Origin of the sequence: Nucisporomicrobium flavum (genome assembly GCF_016464385.1) — a bacterium.
Lineage (GTDB): Bacteria > Actinomycetota > Actinomycetes > Mycobacteriales > Micromonosporaceae > Actinoplanes > Actinoplanes flavus_A.
Genome location: NZ_JADMLH010000012.1, coordinates 136,138 through 151,824 on the forward strand (window position 1 = coordinate 136,138; position 15,687 = coordinate 151,824).

The window sequence follows — 15,687 nt, forward strand, 5'->3', positions numbered from 1 at the left end:
TCATCGACGTATCCGCAGCTCATCGCCCGCTTCTGAGTTGTCCACAGCCGCGCACCGCCCGAGTTGTCCACAGCTGCGACCCGGCCGACCTGACACCGCAAGATCGACCCGGGATACTGGGCGGCGTGCTGAAGGTGGGTCTCACAGGTGGAATCGGAGCCGGCAAGAGCGCCGTCGCTCAGCGGCTGCGACAGCTCGGCGCGGTCGTGATCGACGCCGACGTGCTGGCACGGGAGGTTGTTGCCGCCGGCACCGACGGGCTTGCCGCGGTCGTCGAGGCCTTCGGTCCGGGCGTCGTCGGCGCCGACGGCGAGGTGGACCGCCCCGCCCTCGGCGCGCGCGTCTTCGGCGACGAGGCCGCCCGGCGGCAGCTCGAGCGGATCATCCACCCCCGCGTGCGCGCCCGCACTGCCGCCCTGACCGCCGCGGCGGCGCCCGACGCGATCGTGGTCAACGATGTCCCGCTGCTCGTCGAGACCGGCCTCGTTCCCACGTACCACCTGGTCGTCGTCGTGGATGCCGAGCCCGCGCTCCGGGTCGGCCGCCTCATGCAGAGCCGGGGGATGACCGAGGAACAGGCCCGTGCCCGGATCGCCGCCCAGGTTCCGGACGCCGAGCGGCGCGCGGCCGGCGACGTGGTGATCGACAACAGCGGCACCCTGGCCGGCCTCGAGACCCAGGTCGATCAGCTGTGGCATGAGCGCCTCACGCCGTACGAGAAGAATGTGAGGCTCCGCACGGCCGCGCCGTCCGACGGAATCCTGCGCGTCGCGGCGCCGGATCCGACCTGGTCCACCCAGGCGGCCCGCTTGATCGCCCGGATCGACCACGCGCTGCGACCTCAGCTCGGCGGTCCGGCTGACGTCTCTCACATCGGCTCCACGGCGGTCCCCGGCCTCCCGGCGAAGGATCTGATCGACCTGATGCTCGCGGTTCCCACGCTCGAGCAGGCGGACAAGCTCGCTGACGCTCTCGCCGACGCCGGCCTGCCGCGCCGGGAGGGGGAGTGGTGGGACAACGCCCGCGGGCTGCCCGGGGAGACCTGGCCCAAGCGCCTGCACGGCAGCGCCGATCCAAGCCGCCCAGTCAACCTGCACCTCCGGGTCACCGGCTCCCCGGGCTGGCGTTTCGCCCTGCTCATGCGTGACCACCTCCGGTCGGACCCGCAGGCCCGCGACGGGTACGCAGCCGCGAAGCGGCAGTGGGCCGCGGCCCATCCGGACGTCGACGGGTACGCGCAGGCGAAGGAACCGTGGTTCGACGAGGAGTGGCGGGCCGCGCAGGAATGGGCCGAAGCGACGGGCTGGGAGCCACCGACCCGGTCGTGAACACGAAGGGGCGCCCGCGGCGGCCCGGTCCACGTCTCGCGTGGTCCTCTCAGATGCGCTCACCGACGTGACGCCGGGGCTGCGATCTCAAGCCCGTCCGTGGCGCCGTGTGGTGGCGCCGGGATCGGAGGGGCGGCCGCCGCGAGCGGCCTACCGAACCAGGGTAGGGCCGCCCCGGAACCAAGGACAATGCCTGGTGGCGGTGCGGAATGTGCACCCAGCGAACACCGCTCGGCCCCGGTCGCCGGAACTTGTCATACCCCCGACGTACGGTTGTCCCCATGGCGCTCGACATCCCACGACTCGACGGCACCTTCAAGGTCGTCAGCGACTACCAGCCGGCCGGTGACCAGCCCACGGCCATCGCCGAGCTGGAGCGCCGGGTGCGCCGGGGCGACCGCCACACGGTCCTTCTCGGCGCCACCGGCACCGGCAAGAGCGCGACCACCGCGTGGCTCATCGAGAAGCTGCAGCGGCCGGCGCTCGTGCTCGCCCCCAACAAGACCCTGTGCGCTCAGCTCGCCAAGGAGTTCCGCGAGCTCATGCCGCACAACGCGGTCGAATACTTCGTCAGCTACTACGACTACTACCAGCCCGAGGCGTATATCGCGCAGACGGACACCTACATCGAGAAGGACTCGTCGGTCAACGAGGAGGTCGAGCGGCTGCGTCACTCCGCGACGATGTCCCTGCTCACCCGGCGTGACGTCATCGTGGTCGCCACCGTCTCCGCCATCTACGGCCTGGGCACCCCGCAGGAATACCTCGAGCGCGCGGTCAAGGTGAAGGTCGGCCAGGAGGTCGACCGCGACAAGCTGCTGCGCCGCCTCGTCGACATCCAGTATTCGCGCAACGACATGGCCTTCCAGCGGGGCACGTTCCGGGTCCGGGGCGACACCCTCGAGATCATCCCGGCGTACGAGGAACTGGCCGTGCGCGTGGAGCTCTTCGGCGACGAGGTGGAGAAGCTCTACTACCTGCACCCGCTCACCGGCGAGATCGTCCGCGAGGTCGACCAGCTGGTGATCTTCCCGGCGACGCACTACGCGGCGGGCCCGGAGCGCATGGAGCGCGCCATCCGCGACATCGAGGCCGAACTCGCCGAGCGCCTCGCCGAGCTGGAGCGGCAGGGCAAGCTGCTGGAGGCGCAGCGGTTGCGGATGCGCACGACGTACGACATCGAGATGATGCGCCAGGTCGGCTTCTGCAACGGCATCGAGAACTACTCGATGCACATGGACGGCCGGTCGTACGGCGACCCCGCGTACACGCTGCTCGACTACTTCCCGGACGACTTTGTCACGGTCATCGACGAGTCACACGTGACGATCCCCCAGATCGGCGGCATGTACGAGGGCGACGCCTCCCGCAAGCGCATCCTCATCGAGCACGGCTTCCGGCTCCCGAGCGCCGCCGACAACCGGCCGTTGCGCTTCGACGAGTTCCTGGAGCGCGTCGGTCAGATGGTGTTCCTGTCCGCCACCCCCGGCCCGTGGGAGATGGGGCAGGCTCAGGGCGAGTACGTCGAACAGGTCATCCGCCCCACCGGCCTGGTCGACCCCGAAGTGGTGGTGAAGCCCACCAAGGGCCAGATCGACGACCTGATGCACGAGATCAAGGAGCGGACCGATCGCGACGAGCGCGTCCTGGTCACCACCCTCACCAAGAAGATGGCCGAGGACCTGACCGACTACCTCCTCGAGAACGGCATCCGGGTCCGCTACCTGCACTCCGAGGTCGACACCCTGCGCCGCGTCGAGCTGCTCAAGGAGCTGCGCAAGGGCGACTACGACGTGCTGGTCGGCATCAATCTGCTCCGCGAGGGTCTCGACCTGCCCGAGGTGTCGCTGGTCGCGATCCTGGACGCCGACAAGGAGGGCTTCCTCCGCAGCGGCCGTTCGCTGATCCAGACCATCGGCCGCGCGGCCCGCAACGTCTCCGGCCAGGTCCACATGTACGCCGACAAGATCACACCCTCGATGCGCGACGCCATCGAGGAGACGGACCGCCGCCGGGCCAAGCAGATCGCCCACAACGAGGCCAACGGCATCAGCCCGGAGCCGCTCCGCAAGAAGATCCACGACATCCTCGACGACATCTACCGCGAGGCCGAGGACACCGACACGGCCATCGGCGGCCACGGCCCCGGCGGCCACGTCGTCGGCGGCGCGGGCCGCCAGATGTCCCGCGGCAAGGCCCCGGTCCCCGAGACCCGCTCGAAGGCCCGTTCCGGCTCGGTCCCGGCCCGCGAAGGCATGGCCCGCGCCGAGCTGGCCCAGCTCATCCAGGACCTCAACGACCAGATGCTGGCCGCGGCCCGAGAGCTCCAATTCGAGCTCGCAGCCCGCATCCGCGACGAAGTCTCCGAACTGAAGAAGGAACTGAGGGGCATGGACGTCGCCGGCGTGAAGTAGGCACCACCCCGGCCGGCGCTGAGCTCACCCTCGGCGCCGACCGGGCGGCCATGCCGGGCCTCGCCTGCCGGGGCGGACCAGGCCTTGCCGGGGCTGACCTGATGGGCGCGGCGGGGCGGACCAGGCCTTGCCGGAGCGGACCGGGCGGCCGTGCCAGGGCTGACCTGATGCATGCCGGGGCGGACCAGGCCGTGCCGGGGCTGACTGATGCGTGCTGGGGGCGGACCAGGCCTTGCCGGAGCGGACCGGGCGGCCGTGCCGGGTGGACTGCGTGGTTGGTTGTGCCAGGGTCGACCGGGTAAGCCGTTGCCCGCGTCCGCGGCGGGCCGGTCGGTGTCGGCTGTCTTGTAGCTGCTTGTGCGCCCGTCCCAGCAGCGTCCGGGAGCAGGCGGGTCGGTGGCGACCCGGTTAGCGTCGTCCGTGTTGCGGTGGCTATGCCCCGTCCCGGCAGCGGCGGCGGCAGCGTCCGAAAGCAACCGGGTCAGCGGCGCCCCGGCCGGAGGCGACCACGACTACGGCGCCGGTCTGACTGCCGGGCGCGATGCCCTTGTGGGCACTTCGCGGCCCGACGTTCCGCGGCTGCTTGACCCGCCAGTCGCGCGATCCCTACGGTGCAGCCATGTCGTCAGTGACCGGAGCGGATGCGGTGCCGAACGCCCGGCCGCAGCGCTGCTTCCAGCAGACCTGGCTCTCGACCGGGCAGTGGTCACGGTGACTGATTCGGCGCATGCCCGGTGGCGACTCCTCGACGTGGTCAACCGGCTCGGACGGGGCTTCCGCGCGAGCCTCGGGCGCCCGGGGAACCGCGGGATCGTCTGGCTGGCGTTCCTGGTGGCGGTGCTCGGGGCACTGTTCGGGGCGGCCGGCGCGACGCGGGTCGGCTGGGAGTTCGCGCCGGCTCTTCCCTCCGGCGCCGAGGCTGCGGAGATCGGGCAGACCGTTTTCCCGGGTATGACGGTGTCCGGTGACGATCACGCGCCCCTGTGGTCCTCCAGCGCGGACGGCGAGCACCTCGAGTACGGGACCGCCCGCTACATGGTCGATCCCGCCAGTGCGGGGGCGGGTGACTTCACTGCCGGCGTACGGGATCGGCTTGCCGCTGCCGGGTGGCGACTGCACGAGGACGCGCTTCCCGTACGCGGTGTCGACCCCGCCGACGTGACGCCGACGGAGACATATCCCGTACGCGCGACCCGCGGCGACCTGATGCTCACCTACACAGGCGGAGCGGGCTTCGCCCTTGCGCGCGCCGCGCCGGGCTGGATGTGGATCTTCGCGGCGGCAGGTGCGCTCCTCGGCGCCTTCGTCGGCTGGCTGCTCACGGGCTGGGCAAGCCGCCGGGCCGCCGAAGGGTCCGTGGCCGCGCAGGTGGCAGGGCTGGTGGCGTGGCCCACCGCGGTGGCCGTGCCGATCCTGCTCCTCGGCGGCCTGCTGTTCCGGCCGGACTCCCAGTCGTGGAGCGACGCCTTCTACCTACGCCTTCTGTACGCGATCGACGGACCGCCGAGGTGGGTGGGCGTGGTAGCAGCGGTGGCCCTCGGCACGGTCGCCGTGTCCCGCCGCCCCCTGCGCCGCGTCAGCCCGGCCTGAGCAACGGCCGCCGGTGAGTCGGCTCGTCGAGCAGCAGCACCCGCGCCGGGCGATCCCCGGCGGCAGGATGTCACGGCGCCGCGGAAATTGTCTGGGGTATGGGCTGCGATGTCGCTAGCGTGACCGCCGTGTCTACGCATGAGGCCGTGACCTGGACCGCCGCACCCTTCGCCGACGTACCCGAACTGGCCGAGCTCGCCGCGCGCTGCCTGGCTGCCGATGGTGGGTTGCCCCTCGCCTCGGATCCCGGGTTCCTGCGGAGCCGGTGGGCCGGCGATGCCGTGCTCGCTCAGCAGGCCAGAACCCCTGACGGCCAACTCGTGGCCGCCGGTGCGCTGCGGCCGGCGCCCGGGGACGGGGAGACGTGGGTGCACGGCGCGGTGTTCGGGGGGATGGTGGATCCGGCTCACCGGTCGGCGGGGCTGGGCGGCCGGCTGCTCGACTGGGGGCTGACCGAGGGGCGCCGGCTGGGCGGGCGGGTCACGGTCGAGACCGAGTCTTTGACGGGTACGGCCGCACGGCTCTTCGCCGACCGTGGGCTGCGGCAAGTGTTCGCCGAGGATGTGATGCGCATCGACCTTGCTGAGGGCGTACCCGGAAAGGGGTGGGCTGACGGGACGCGCCTGGCCGAATGGTCCGCGGAGACCGCGGGGCGTTTCTTCCGGGTTTATGAGGCTGCGTTCCGTGACCGGCCCGGGTTTCCGGGGTGGAGCGCGGAGCAGTGGACGGCGGACGTTGTGGATGAGGACTTCCGGCCGGGCTGGTCGGTGCTCGCGTCGGTGCCCGGCGTGGGCGATGCGGGGTTCGTGACGGCTGCCGTCGGATGGATCGTGCAGGTCGGCGTGGTACCGGCGGCCCGCGGGCGAGGCCTCGGGGGCGCGCTGGTGTGCGAGGCGCTCCGCCGGATGCGGCGCGACGGGGAGACTGAGGCATGGCTCGATGTCAATGTCGACAATCCGGCTGCGGAGCTGTACCGGCGGCTGGGGTTCGAGCATCGGGGCCGACGGGCGCGCTTCGCCGCTCAGTGAGGCGACGCGGTCACGGCGACGCGGTCACGGCGATGCGGTCACGGCGATGCGGTCACGGCGATGCGGTCACGGCGACGCGGTCACGGCGATGCGGTCACGGCCACGCAGCTACGGCAATGAGCTAGCCTCCTAGGATGCTGAAGAGGGTGTGCGGTTCAGTGCACCGGACCGGACATCGATCAAGCACAGTTCGCGGGTTCAAGCCAACCGGTCAGACGAACTCCCACCGCTCGGGCGATCGCCGACCCGCCGACCGCCGACCGCCGACCGCCGACCGCCGACCGCCGACCGCCCAGGCAACACTCAGCGCCTGGAGGACGGCGACCGCCCCGGACGGAAGGTGACCGCCTGGGCGAACCGACCTGCCCACCGCCACCGTGCCCTTTGGGGCGCCGAATGCCCGATGTCCTGCTCTCGAACGCCACCAGGCGAGAGTATGGACACGATTCCCCGGGTCGATGTGTCACTCGCCCCCGTCATGCGACACAATGGCTCGCGTAGGAGGGGAGTATTCCTCCGCACCGGTCTCGTCAGCACGGTCTGCGTCCTTCGGGGCGCGCCCGGGGCCGGTGGTTCTCGCTTGCCGCGGTTTGGCGTGTGACGGGCCTGGTTGGTTCGGGCGGTGCCTGCTCAGCGCGGGGCATCGGTCGGCCGGTGGGGGCGTTTCGCCGGGTGCGGGCTCTTGGGCGGGGGCGGAAGAGACCTCCGACAGCCGTACGTCGCTGCTCCGGCATCTTGAGCCGGCGCGGCGATGAACCGTGTCTGCCGGAGGTCCTCATTGAACGTGCATGCCTGGGTCTGGTTCGCCACCCTCGGTGCCCTCGTCGTCATGCTCACCGTCGATCTGCTGATCGTCGGGCGGCGGCCGCATGAGCCGTCGGTGCGTGAGGCCGGCACCTGGGTGGCGTTCTACATCGGCCTGGCGCTGGTGTTCGGGGCCGGGATGGGGCTGGTCGCCGGGTGGACGCCCGCGGGGGAGTTCTACACCGGGTGGCTCACCGAGTATTCGCTGAGCGTCGACAACCTGTTCATCTTCATGATCATCATGGCGCGGTTCAACGTGCCCCGGCAGTTCCAGCAGAAGGTGCTGCTGATCGGCATCGTGCTGGCGCTGGTCATGCGCGGCGCGTTCATCGCCGCCGGCGCCGCGCTCATCCAGCAGTTCTCGTGGGTGTTCTACATCTTCGGCGCGTTCCTGGTCTACACCGCGGTCACCCTGTTGCGGGGCGGTGAGGGCGAGGAGGAGTTCAAGGAGAACATCCTGATCCGCTGGGCGAAGCGGGTCTTCCCGGTCTCCAGCTCGTTCGACAGCGGGCGGATGACCGTCGTCACCGACACCGGCCGGCGGCTGTTCACGCCGATGCTCATCGTGATGATCGCCATCGGCACCACCGACCTCATCTTCGCGCTCGACTCGATCCCGGCGATCTTCGGCATCACGAAGGAGCCGTACCTGGTCTTCACCGCGAACGTCTTCGCCCTGATGGGTCTCCGACAGCTGTACTTCCTGCTCGGCGGCCTGCTGGAGCGCCTCGTCTACCTCAACATCGGGCTGGCGTTCGTGCTCGCGTTCATCGGCGTGAAGCTGTTCCTCGAGGCGCTGCACACCAACTCGCTGTCGTTCATCAACGGCGGTCACGGCCTGCACTGGGCGCCGGAGATCCCGATCTGGCTGTCGCTGCTGGTCATCATCGGCACGCTGGGCATCGCCACGGTCGCCAGCCTCGCCAAGTCGTCCCGCGACCGCAAAAAGGAACTGCTGGACACCCCCGCCTGAGCGAAGCGCGAGGCAGAGCGGCCCGCGAGGCAGAGCGGCCCGCGAGGCAGAGCGGCCCGCGAGGCAGAGCGGCCCGCGAGGCAGAGCGGCCCGCGAGGCAAGGCGGCCCGCGAGGCAGGGCGGCCGCGGTGCAAAAGAGGCCAGCGGAGCGAAGAGGGCGGCGGAGCGCAGAGGCGAGCGAAGCCAGGCTGCGAAGTGCGCCGCGAGACGTGAGCGGACCCCAGATGCGCGAGGCCCGCGGCCACCTTGCGGTGGGCGCGGGCCTCTCTCACATGCTTTCGCGGGTACGGCGCTGAGCACCGTACCCGCGGATGGGTTTACTGCTGGTGCTTGCGGCGGGCCGCGGCGCGGCCCCGGGTCTGCTGGTCGAGCACGACCTTGCGGATCCGCACGGCCGCGGGGGTGACCTCGACGCACTCGTCCTCGCGGCAGAACTCGAGGGCCTGCTCCAGGGACAGCTTGCGCGGCGGGATCAGCTTCTCCGTCTCGTCGGCGGTCGACGAGCGCATGTTGGTGAGCTTCTTCTCCTTGGTGATGTTGACGTCCATGTCGTCCTGGCGGCTGTTCTCGCCGACGATCATGCCCTCGTACACCTCGGTGGTGGGCTCCACGAAGAGCTGGCCGCGCTCCTGCAGGTTGGTCATGGCGAACGCGGTGACCACGCCGGCCCGGTCGGCGACCAGGGAGCCGTTCTGGCGGGTGCGCAGCTCGCCGAACCACGGCTCGTACGCCTCGAAGATGTGGTGCATGATGCCCGTGCCGCGGGTCTCGGTGAGGAACTCCGTGCGGAAGCCGATCAGGCCGCGGGCCGGGACCAGCCACTCCATGCGCAGCCAGCCGGTGCCGTGGTTGATCAGCTCTTCCATCCGGCCCTTGCGGGTGGACAGCAGGCTGGTGATCGCGCCCATGTACTCGTCCGGGGCGTCGATGGTCAGCCGCTCGACCGGCTCGTGCACCTTGCCGTCGATGACCTTCGTGACCACCTGCGGCTTGCCGACGGTGAGCTCGTACGACTCGCGGCGCATCTGCTCGACCAGGATCGCGAGGGCGAGCTCGCCGCGGCCCTGGACCTCCCAGGCGTCGGGGCGCTCGGTCGGCAGGACGCGCAGGGAGACGTTACCGATCATCTCGCGGTCCAGCCGGTCCTTGACCATGCGGGCGGTGACCTTGCTGCCCTTGACCTTGCCGACCAGCGGCGAGGTGTTGGTGCCGAGGACCATCGAGATGGCCGGCTCGTCGACGCTGATCAGCGGCAGCGGGATCGGGTTCTCCGCGTCCGCCAGGGTCTCGCCGATCATGATGTCGGCGATGCCGGCGACGGCCATGATGTCGCCCGGGCCGGCGCTCTCGGCCGGCTTGCGCTCGAGGCCCTCGGTGATCAGCAGCTCGGAGATGCGCACGTTGCTGATCGTGCCGTCGGTCTTGCACCACGCCACGGTCTGGCCCTTGCGGATCGTGCCCTGGTGCACCCGGCACAGCGCCAGCCGGCCGAGGAAGTTGGAGGCGTCGAGGTTGACGACGTGCGCCTGCAGCGGCGCGCCCTCGGTGTAGGTCGGGGCCGGGATGGTCCCCAGGATCGTGCTGAACAGCACCTCGAGGTCGGTGCTGTCCTCCGGGACGGTGCCGTCCTTGGGCTGGGTCAGGGAGGCGATGCCGTCGCGGGCGCACGCGTACACGATCGGGAACTCGATCTGGTGCTCGTCGGCGTCGAGGTCGAGGAAGAGCTCGTACGTCTCGTCGACAACCTCCTTGATCCGGGCGTCGGGCCGGTCCACCTTGTTGATCACCAGGATGATCGGCAGCTTGGCCTGCAGGGCCTTGCGCAGCACGAAGCGGGTCTGCGGCAGCGGGCCCTCGGAGGCGTCGACGAGCAGGACGACGCCGTCGACCATGGTGAGGCCGCGCTCGACCTCACCGCCGAAGTCGGCGTGGCCGGGGGTGTCGATGATGTTGATCGTGACGGGCTCGCCGTCGGCGGGCCGGTAGCTGATCGCCGTGTTCTTGGCGAGAATGGTGATGCCCTTTTCCCGCTCCAGGTCCATGGAGTCCATGACGCGGTCGGCCATCTCGCCCCGCGCGTGGGACTGGCTCCCCTGGCGCAGCATGGCGTCGACCAGGGTTGTCTTGCCATGGTCCACGTGGGCGATGATGGCGACGTTGCGTAGGTCGGTGCGGGTCTGCATAGGCCTATTGTCCCCGGTCTGGGTTGCCGGTGCCGTCCGGGGTGTGGATACCGGAACCGGTTGCGACCCCCGTCACGTACGTCCGTTTTGCCGGGCGGCGTCGCGCTCGGGCCGCTGTTAGCGTGCGTGGATCACCAGGCGAACGCGGGAGGCACCGTCGATGGAACGCAGGTTCCGGTGGCTCGCCGCCGCGCTCGCCGGGCTGATCGTCGTCGCCGGCTGCGGGCTCGGTGGCGGCGGGGGCGAGGAGCAGAGGACGCTCCCCGGAGTCGTGACGTCCGATCCGGTGCCGGAGGAGACCACGGAGGTGGCCGAGCCGTCGCCCGAGCCCACGACACCGTCGCCGGCCCCGGCCACGCGGAAGCCGAAGCCGAAGCGGACGAAGGCCACGCCGACCGAGGATCCGAACAACTTTCAGCTGCCGGCGTGCGCCACCCGGGAGGGGAGGGCGGTCTCCAAGGCGAAGGCCAAGTCGGCCCTGCTGGCCGCGGCGGGCAGGACGTACTGGCCGACGTCCGCGCCGGCGCTGAAGGTGCCGGGCCGCCTGGTGCTGGCCACGGCCTGGCATGAGAGCGGCTGGCAGTCGAACATCGTCAACTGCGACGGCGGGCGCGGGCTGATGCAGGTGATGCCGGACACCGAGGCGTTCGTGAACCAGCGCTTCGAGCAGTCGTTCGACAGCCAGGACTACCGGCAGAACGCGGTGCTGGGCGCCAACTATCTGGCCTGGCTCACGAAGGTCTTCGGTGACACGTACTTCAAGGGCAGCTACGACCTGAGCACCCGGAAGTGCCGTACGCACTCCAGCATGTGCCTGCTGAACATGGTCATCGCCGCCTACAACGTGGGCCGCGGCGGGGTCGACGCCGCGTACGCGGACAAGCGGCTGCCCAACCCCGGGTACGTGGACGTGGTGCGGTCGCTCATGAAGTCGTGTTACTGCGACAAGTACTGAGGCGGGTGACCGGGTCGGCGGGCCGGGTCGGGGTCGAGCTATCATGGCCGGTAGAACCCGAGACTGTGCCCTCCGGCTGCTCACCCCATGGCGTTTTGACCCGTGAACGAGCCCGGTAGTAAAGTCTCGGGGTTGTCGTGCGTTGATGATGCTGGCGAGCTCCTGACTTCGGCCCGTGCAGCACACACTAAGGAGCTTTTGCGCAATGCCGCCCAAGAAGAAGACCCATGAGGTGACCCTCGCGCTTGAGGCGGGTAACGCCGCGATGGTGGACCTCGGTAAGATGCTCGGCCCGACCGGCGCCAACATGCGCGCCGTCAAGGTGGAGTACGACGAGGCGACGGCGAAGAACCGTGGCGAGATCATCCCCGTCATCGTCAGCGTCTTCGAGGACCGCAGCCACCAGCTCACCTACAAGACGCCGCCGACGAGCTTCCTGATCCGCAAGGCTCTGGGCATCCAGTCGGGCGCGTCCAACCCGCTGACCCAGACGGTGGGCACGCTGAGCGGCGAGCAGATCCGCTCGATCGCCGAGCGCAAGCTCCCCGACCTGAACGCCAACGACCTGGAGGCGGCCGTCAAGGTCGTCGCCGGCACCGCGCGTTCGATGGGCGTCAAGGTCGCCGAGTAAGTCTCGACGGCTTTCTGAGCCAGACGAAAACGGCAGGCCGCCCGGCCTGCCGTTTTTGTTGTGCCCGTTACGGGGTCTTGCCGGCGATGACCTCGTCGATGAGGCCGTACTCCTGAGCCTCCGCCGCCGACAGCACACGGCCCGCGGACAGGTCGTCCTCGATCCGGCTGCGGGTCTGGCCGGTCACCTCGACGAGCCGCAGCACCACCTCCTCCAGCTCCCGCAGGTGCTGCCCGGCCGCCGCGGCGACCTCGTCGGCCGTACCCATGACGCCGGCCGCCCGGGGCTCCGTCATCCGGAAGCGGGCGTGCCGGTAGGCCGACCGTCTCGTCGCCGCGGCCAGCACCGCGAGGACCGCGCCGCCCGCCTCGGAGGTGACCACGGCGTGCACCGGGGCCGCCATCGCGTCGATCACGTCGATGACCGCGTGGGCCGCGTTGAGCTCGCCGCCGCCGCTCGCGACGTGGAGCTGCACCGGCTCCGGGCCTGTGGCCTCCAGGGTGAGCAGGGCCGCCGCGATGCCGGAGGCCGCCTGCGCGGTGAGCGGGCCGCGGACCATCACGATGCGCTGGTCGAACAGGCGCTCCTCGAGCCAGCCGGGTATCTGCGGACCGGCTCCGCCGGGCATCGCATCGGGCCACGCGCCGGGAACGCGCCACGGTTCGGGGGAGGGCTGGGACGGTTGCCAGCGCAGCGGGTCGTGGCGCAGATCCATCGTGGCCTCCGGGGGCTCGAGGGGTGCGGCCGAGTCTAGGCGCGCCCGGACCACCCGCCGGAGTGTTTCCGCCGAGGGCGGACAAGGCCGGAACCTTCCGCCCGCCCCGCCACCGGCCCTAGGGTGGGTGTGACGCCCGGCACAGGCATTCAGGGAGTGGGCATGTCCGAGACGCTGCACCTCGACCCCGCGACGACCGCGATCGTCCTCATCGAGTTCCAGAACGAGTTCACCTCGGACGGAGGGGTGCTGCACCAGGCCGTCGCGCCGGTCATGGAGAAGACGGGCATGCTCGCGCGGACGGTCGCGCTCGTCGACGCTGCCCGGGCCGCCGGGGTGACGATCATGCACGCGCCGATCACGTTCGCGCCCGGGTACACCGAGCTGTCGCGGCATCCGTACGGGATCCTCAAGGGCGTTGTGGACGGCAACGCGTTCGTGAAGGGCACGTGGGGCGCGGCGATCGTCGACGAGCTCACGCCCGACGAGGGAGACATCCTCATCGAGGGCAAGCGCGGGCTGGACACGTTCGCCAGCACGAACCTCGACTTCATCCTGCGCAGCCGCGGCATCCAGACCGTGATCCTTGCCGGCTTCCTCACGAACTGCTGCGTCGAGTCCACGATGCGCAGCGCGTACGAGAACGGCTACCGGGTCATCACGCTGACCGACTGCGTCGCAGCCACCTCGGCGGAGGAACACGACAACGCGATCGCGTACGACTATCCGATGTTCTCCCTGCCCACCGAGGCCGCCACCGTCAGGAGCGCCCTGGGCGCCTGAGCGTCACCAGCCGCGGGAGCGCCACTCCGGCAGGTGCGGGCGCTCCCGGCCGAGCGTCGAGTCCTTGCCGTGGCCGGGGTAGAACCACGTGTCGTCCGGCAGCCGGTCGAACAGCTTCGTCTCGACGTCGGTGATCAGCGACTCGAAGTTCTTCTTGTTGCCGCGGGTGTTGCCGACGCCGCCCGGGAACAGGCTGTCGCCGGTGAACAGGTGCGCGATGCCGCCCGGCTCGCGGTAGAGCAGCACGATGCTGCCCGGGGTGTGGCCGACGACGTGGATCACTTCGAGCGCGCAGTCACCGACCGCGATGGTGTCGCCGTCGCGGACCGTGTCGGTCACCACCGGGATGCCCGCCGCGTCGTCGACGCCGGCCACCGAGCGTGCGCCGGTGGCCTCGACCACCTCGGCCAGCGCGCCGTGGTGGTCGCCGTGCTGGTGGGTCGTCACCACGGTCGCCAGGCCGCCGTCGCCGATCAGGTCGAGCAGCGTGGCGGCGTCGTTCGCCGCGTCGATGAGGACCTGGGTGCCGTCGGACGCGCAGCGCAGCAGGTAGGCGTTGTTGTCCATCGGGCCGACCGACACCTTCGTCACGGTGAGGCCGCGGAGCTCGCGTACCGCCGGGGCCGAGCCCCGGCTCACGTCGCCGGTGTACGTCATCGTCACTTCCACTTCGGGGGAGCCGGCAGTTCGCCGTCGGGGGAGATCGTGAGGTCCGAGCCGTCCGCACGGCCGGCGAGCCACGCGGCGATGGACCGGGTGGGTCCGCCGACCGACGGGGTGGCGTCGGTGACCGTGCCGATGGTGAGCGGATGGTCGAGGCCGTGCGGGCGCAGCACCAGCGCCAGGCTGCCGTCGGCGCCGCTGACGATCTCGCGGAGCAGGCGCAGCGCGAACGCGTCCGACCAGTCCTCGGGGGTGTAGCCGAGGCCGAGGTCGACGTGGTGCACCTCGACCTCACGCAGCCGCGCCCACGGCACCACCGCGGCGGACTGCCCGGTGGCGGCGAGGTGGAACGTCCACGCCTCGGCCGGCATCGCCGCGGCGGCGTCGGCGAACCGTTCGTGGGACTCGCGCAGGTCCGCGATCTGCTCGTCGAGGGGGCGCCGGTATCCGGCCTCGATACCCTCCGCGCGGGCCGTCGGGGTCGCGTACGGCAGGGTCTCCACGCCGGTGCGGGCCCAGGTCAGCAGGTTGGTGTAGGCGTCGGCGTTGCGGGCCACGTGGGTCAGGACGTGACCGACGGTCCAGCCCGGCAGCCGGGACGGCGCGGAGGTCGCGCCGGGCTCCAGGCCTTCGGCCGTACGGATCAGCCGTTCCGTCGCCTGGTCGACATCGGTCATGAGCACCAGCGGATCGATCGTCACGTACCCGACCCTAGTGGGTGCCGGGCGTCCGGGTCGGCGAAGGCGGTCGCGTGGTCGGTGGCCCACTGCCGGAACGTCCGCGGGGGCTTCCCGAGGATGTCGCCCACCGTGGACGTCACGTACGCCCGGTGTCCCATCGTGGCGTTCCACGCGGCCAGCAGCATGTCCACGGCGGGGCGCGCGGCCTCCGGGGTCCGGCGCCGGAAGTCGTCGGCCGGCAGGTCCTCGAACGTGATGGGACGGCCCAGCACGTCACCGATGGCGCGTACCTGGTCCGCCTGACTGAGCGACTCCGGGCCGGTCAGCACGTAGTCGCCGCCGGCGTGCCCGTCCTCGGACAGGCACCGCGCGATGACCTCGGCGACGTCGCGATCGTCGACCGGCGCCGTCTCGGCCGCGCCGTACGGCCACCGGACCACCTCCCCGCCGCGGATGGCGTCCGCCCACCAGAGCAGCGCGTTCGACGCGAACATCCCCGGCCGTACGATCGTCGCGTCGAGCCCGGCCGCCGCGATGAGCCGCTCGATCCCCGCGTGCATCGCCGCCATCGGATTCGGTTGCTGGAAGAACGGATGCGGCGTCCGGTGCGGTGCGGACAGATAGACGACCCGGCGGGTGTGACGGGCCAGCCGGTCGATGACGGCCGGCGCGGTCTGCGGCGGCGCGGTCCACACCAGGAACACCGAGCCGGCGCCGTGCAGCGCCTTGTCGAGCGAGTCCGGCACCGTGAGGTCGCCGGTCACGATCTCGGCCTCGGCCGGCAACGCATCCGCCGGTTCCGGATGGCGGCGCACGAGGGCACGGACCGGTACGCCCGCGTCGAGCAGCAGGCCGGTCACGGCACGTCCCATTCGTCCCGTCGCACCGGTGACCAGCACCGGGATGTGATCAGAAGTCATGGCAGCGATTGAACCGTTAC

At 70.8% G+C, this 15,687-nt stretch carries 13 protein-coding genes; 8 read left to right on the forward strand and 5 right to left on the reverse strand.

All coding sequences use genetic code 11. The annotated features are described in order from the left end of the window. The first annotated feature begins 125 nt into the window (after positions 1-125). The 5 genes from coaE to IT780_RS26740 all read left to right on the forward strand — a co-directional run bounded on the left by coaE (position 126) and on the right by IT780_RS26740 (position 8,137). A complete protein-coding gene (gene coaE / locus IT780_RS26720) occupies positions 126-1,328 on the forward strand; it encodes a dephospho-CoA kinase (RefSeq protein WP_199514502.1) in 1,203 nt (400 codons plus the stop codon). Between the two features lie 281 nt (positions 1,329-1,609). Next, positions 1,610-3,742, forward strand: a complete 2,133-nt coding sequence (gene uvrB / locus IT780_RS26725) for an excinuclease ABC subunit UvrB (RefSeq protein ID WP_199514504.1) — start codon at positions 1,610-1,612, stop codon at positions 3,740-3,742. A gap of 711 nt (positions 3,743-4,453) precedes the next feature. After that, a complete protein-coding gene (locus IT780_RS26730; RefSeq protein ID WP_199514506.1) occupies positions 4,454-5,332 on the forward strand; it encodes a hypothetical protein in 879 nt (292 codons plus the stop codon). A gap of 128 nt (positions 5,333-5,460) precedes the next feature. After that, a complete protein-coding gene (locus IT780_RS43235) occupies positions 5,461-6,360 on the forward strand; it encodes a GNAT family N-acetyltransferase (RefSeq protein ID WP_199514507.1) in 900 nt (299 codons plus the stop codon). Between the two features lie 778 nt (positions 6,361-7,138). Next, on the forward strand, positions 7,139-8,137 hold the full coding sequence (locus IT780_RS26740) for a TerC family protein (protein ID WP_199514509.1): 999 nt from the start codon (positions 7,139-7,141) through the stop codon (positions 8,135-8,137). A gap of 317 nt (positions 8,138-8,454) precedes the next feature. Here IT780_RS26740 and typA read toward each other — a convergent pair whose 3' ends face one another. Further along, positions 8,455-10,320: a translational GTPase TypA gene (typA, locus tag IT780_RS26745; protein WP_199514511.1), complete on the reverse strand. Its 1,866-nt coding sequence runs from the start codon at positions 10,318-10,320 to the stop codon at positions 8,455-8,457. Positions 10,321-10,480: 160 nt separating this feature from the next. Here typA and IT780_RS26750 point away from each other — a divergent pair, with 160 nt between their 5' ends. Next, positions 10,481-11,275 (forward strand): lytic transglycosylase domain-containing protein, encoded by a 795-nt coding sequence (locus IT780_RS26750; protein WP_199514513.1) that lies wholly within the window; start codon positions 10,481-10,483, stop codon positions 11,273-11,275. 205 nt (positions 11,276-11,480) lie between these two features. Beyond that, positions 11,481-11,906: an uL11 family ribosomal protein gene (locus IT780_RS26755; RefSeq protein WP_199514515.1), complete on the forward strand. Its 426-nt coding sequence runs from the start codon at positions 11,481-11,483 to the stop codon at positions 11,904-11,906. 67 nt (positions 11,907-11,973) lie between these two features. On the opposite strand, the gene IT780_RS26760 is transcribed toward IT780_RS26755, so the two are convergent. Next, a complete protein-coding gene (locus IT780_RS26760) occupies positions 11,974-12,621 on the reverse strand; it encodes an ATP-dependent Clp protease proteolytic subunit (protein WP_199514517.1) in 648 nt (215 codons plus the stop codon). A gap of 162 nt (positions 12,622-12,783) precedes the next feature. Here IT780_RS26760 and IT780_RS26765 point away from each other — a divergent pair, with 162 nt between their 5' ends. Further along, positions 12,784-13,404: a cysteine hydrolase family protein gene (locus tag IT780_RS26765; protein WP_199514519.1), complete on the forward strand. Its 621-nt coding sequence runs from the start codon at positions 12,784-12,786 to the stop codon at positions 13,402-13,404. 3 nt (positions 13,405-13,407) lie between these two features. On the opposite strand, the gene IT780_RS26770 is transcribed toward IT780_RS26765, so the two are convergent. From IT780_RS26770 to IT780_RS26780, 3 genes are read right to left on the reverse strand one after another with little or no spacing between them, the layout of a single operon-like run. Continuing rightward, positions 13,408-14,061: an MBL fold metallo-hydrolase gene (locus tag IT780_RS26770; RefSeq protein WP_199514521.1), complete on the reverse strand. Its 654-nt coding sequence runs from the start codon at positions 14,059-14,061 to the stop codon at positions 13,408-13,410. A gap of 2 nt (positions 14,062-14,063) precedes the next feature. Continuing rightward, positions 14,064-14,768, reverse strand: coding sequence for a maleylpyruvate isomerase family mycothiol-dependent enzyme (locus IT780_RS26775; protein ID WP_199514523.1), 705 nt, complete (start codon positions 14,766-14,768; stop codon positions 14,064-14,066). Further along, complete coding sequence (locus IT780_RS26780; RefSeq protein ID WP_199514525.1) at positions 14,765-15,667, reverse strand: NAD(P)H-binding protein; 903 nt, start codon at positions 15,665-15,667, stop codon at positions 14,765-14,767. The genes IT780_RS26775 and IT780_RS26780 overlap by 4 nt, the downstream gene beginning before the upstream one ends. Between the last annotated feature and the right edge of the window lie 20 nt (positions 15,668-15,687).

What these genes read in the sequence shown, in the direction of transcription:
- IT780_RS26755 (WP_199514515.1), top strand. Translation starts at nt 11,481, where the DNA reads ATGCCGCCCAAGAAGAAGACCCATGAGGTGACCCTCGCGCTTGAGGCG.
- IT780_RS26780 (WP_199514525.1), bottom strand. Translation starts at nt 15,667, where the DNA reads ATGACTTCTGATCACATCCCGGTGCTGGTCACCGGTGCGACGGGACGA.
- IT780_RS26760 (WP_199514517.1), bottom strand. Translation starts at nt 12,621, where the DNA reads ATGGATCTGCGCCACGACCCGCTGCGCTGGCAACCGTCCCAGCCCTCC.
- IT780_RS26770 (WP_199514521.1), bottom strand. Translation starts at nt 14,061, where the DNA reads ATGACGTACACCGGCGACGTGAGCCGGGGCTCGGCCCCGGCGGTACGC.
- IT780_RS26750 (WP_199514513.1), top strand. Translation starts at nt 10,481, where the DNA reads ATGGAACGCAGGTTCCGGTGGCTCGCCGCCGCGCTCGCCGGGCTGATC.
- uvrB (WP_199514504.1), top strand. Translation starts at nt 1,610, where the DNA reads ATGGCGCTCGACATCCCACGACTCGACGGCACCTTCAAGGTCGTCAGC.
- typA (WP_199514511.1), bottom strand. Translation starts at nt 10,320, where the DNA reads ATGCAGACCCGCACCGACCTACGCAACGTCGCCATCATCGCCCACGTG.
- IT780_RS26765 (WP_199514519.1), top strand. Translation starts at nt 12,784, where the DNA reads ATGTCCGAGACGCTGCACCTCGACCCCGCGACGACCGCGATCGTCCTC.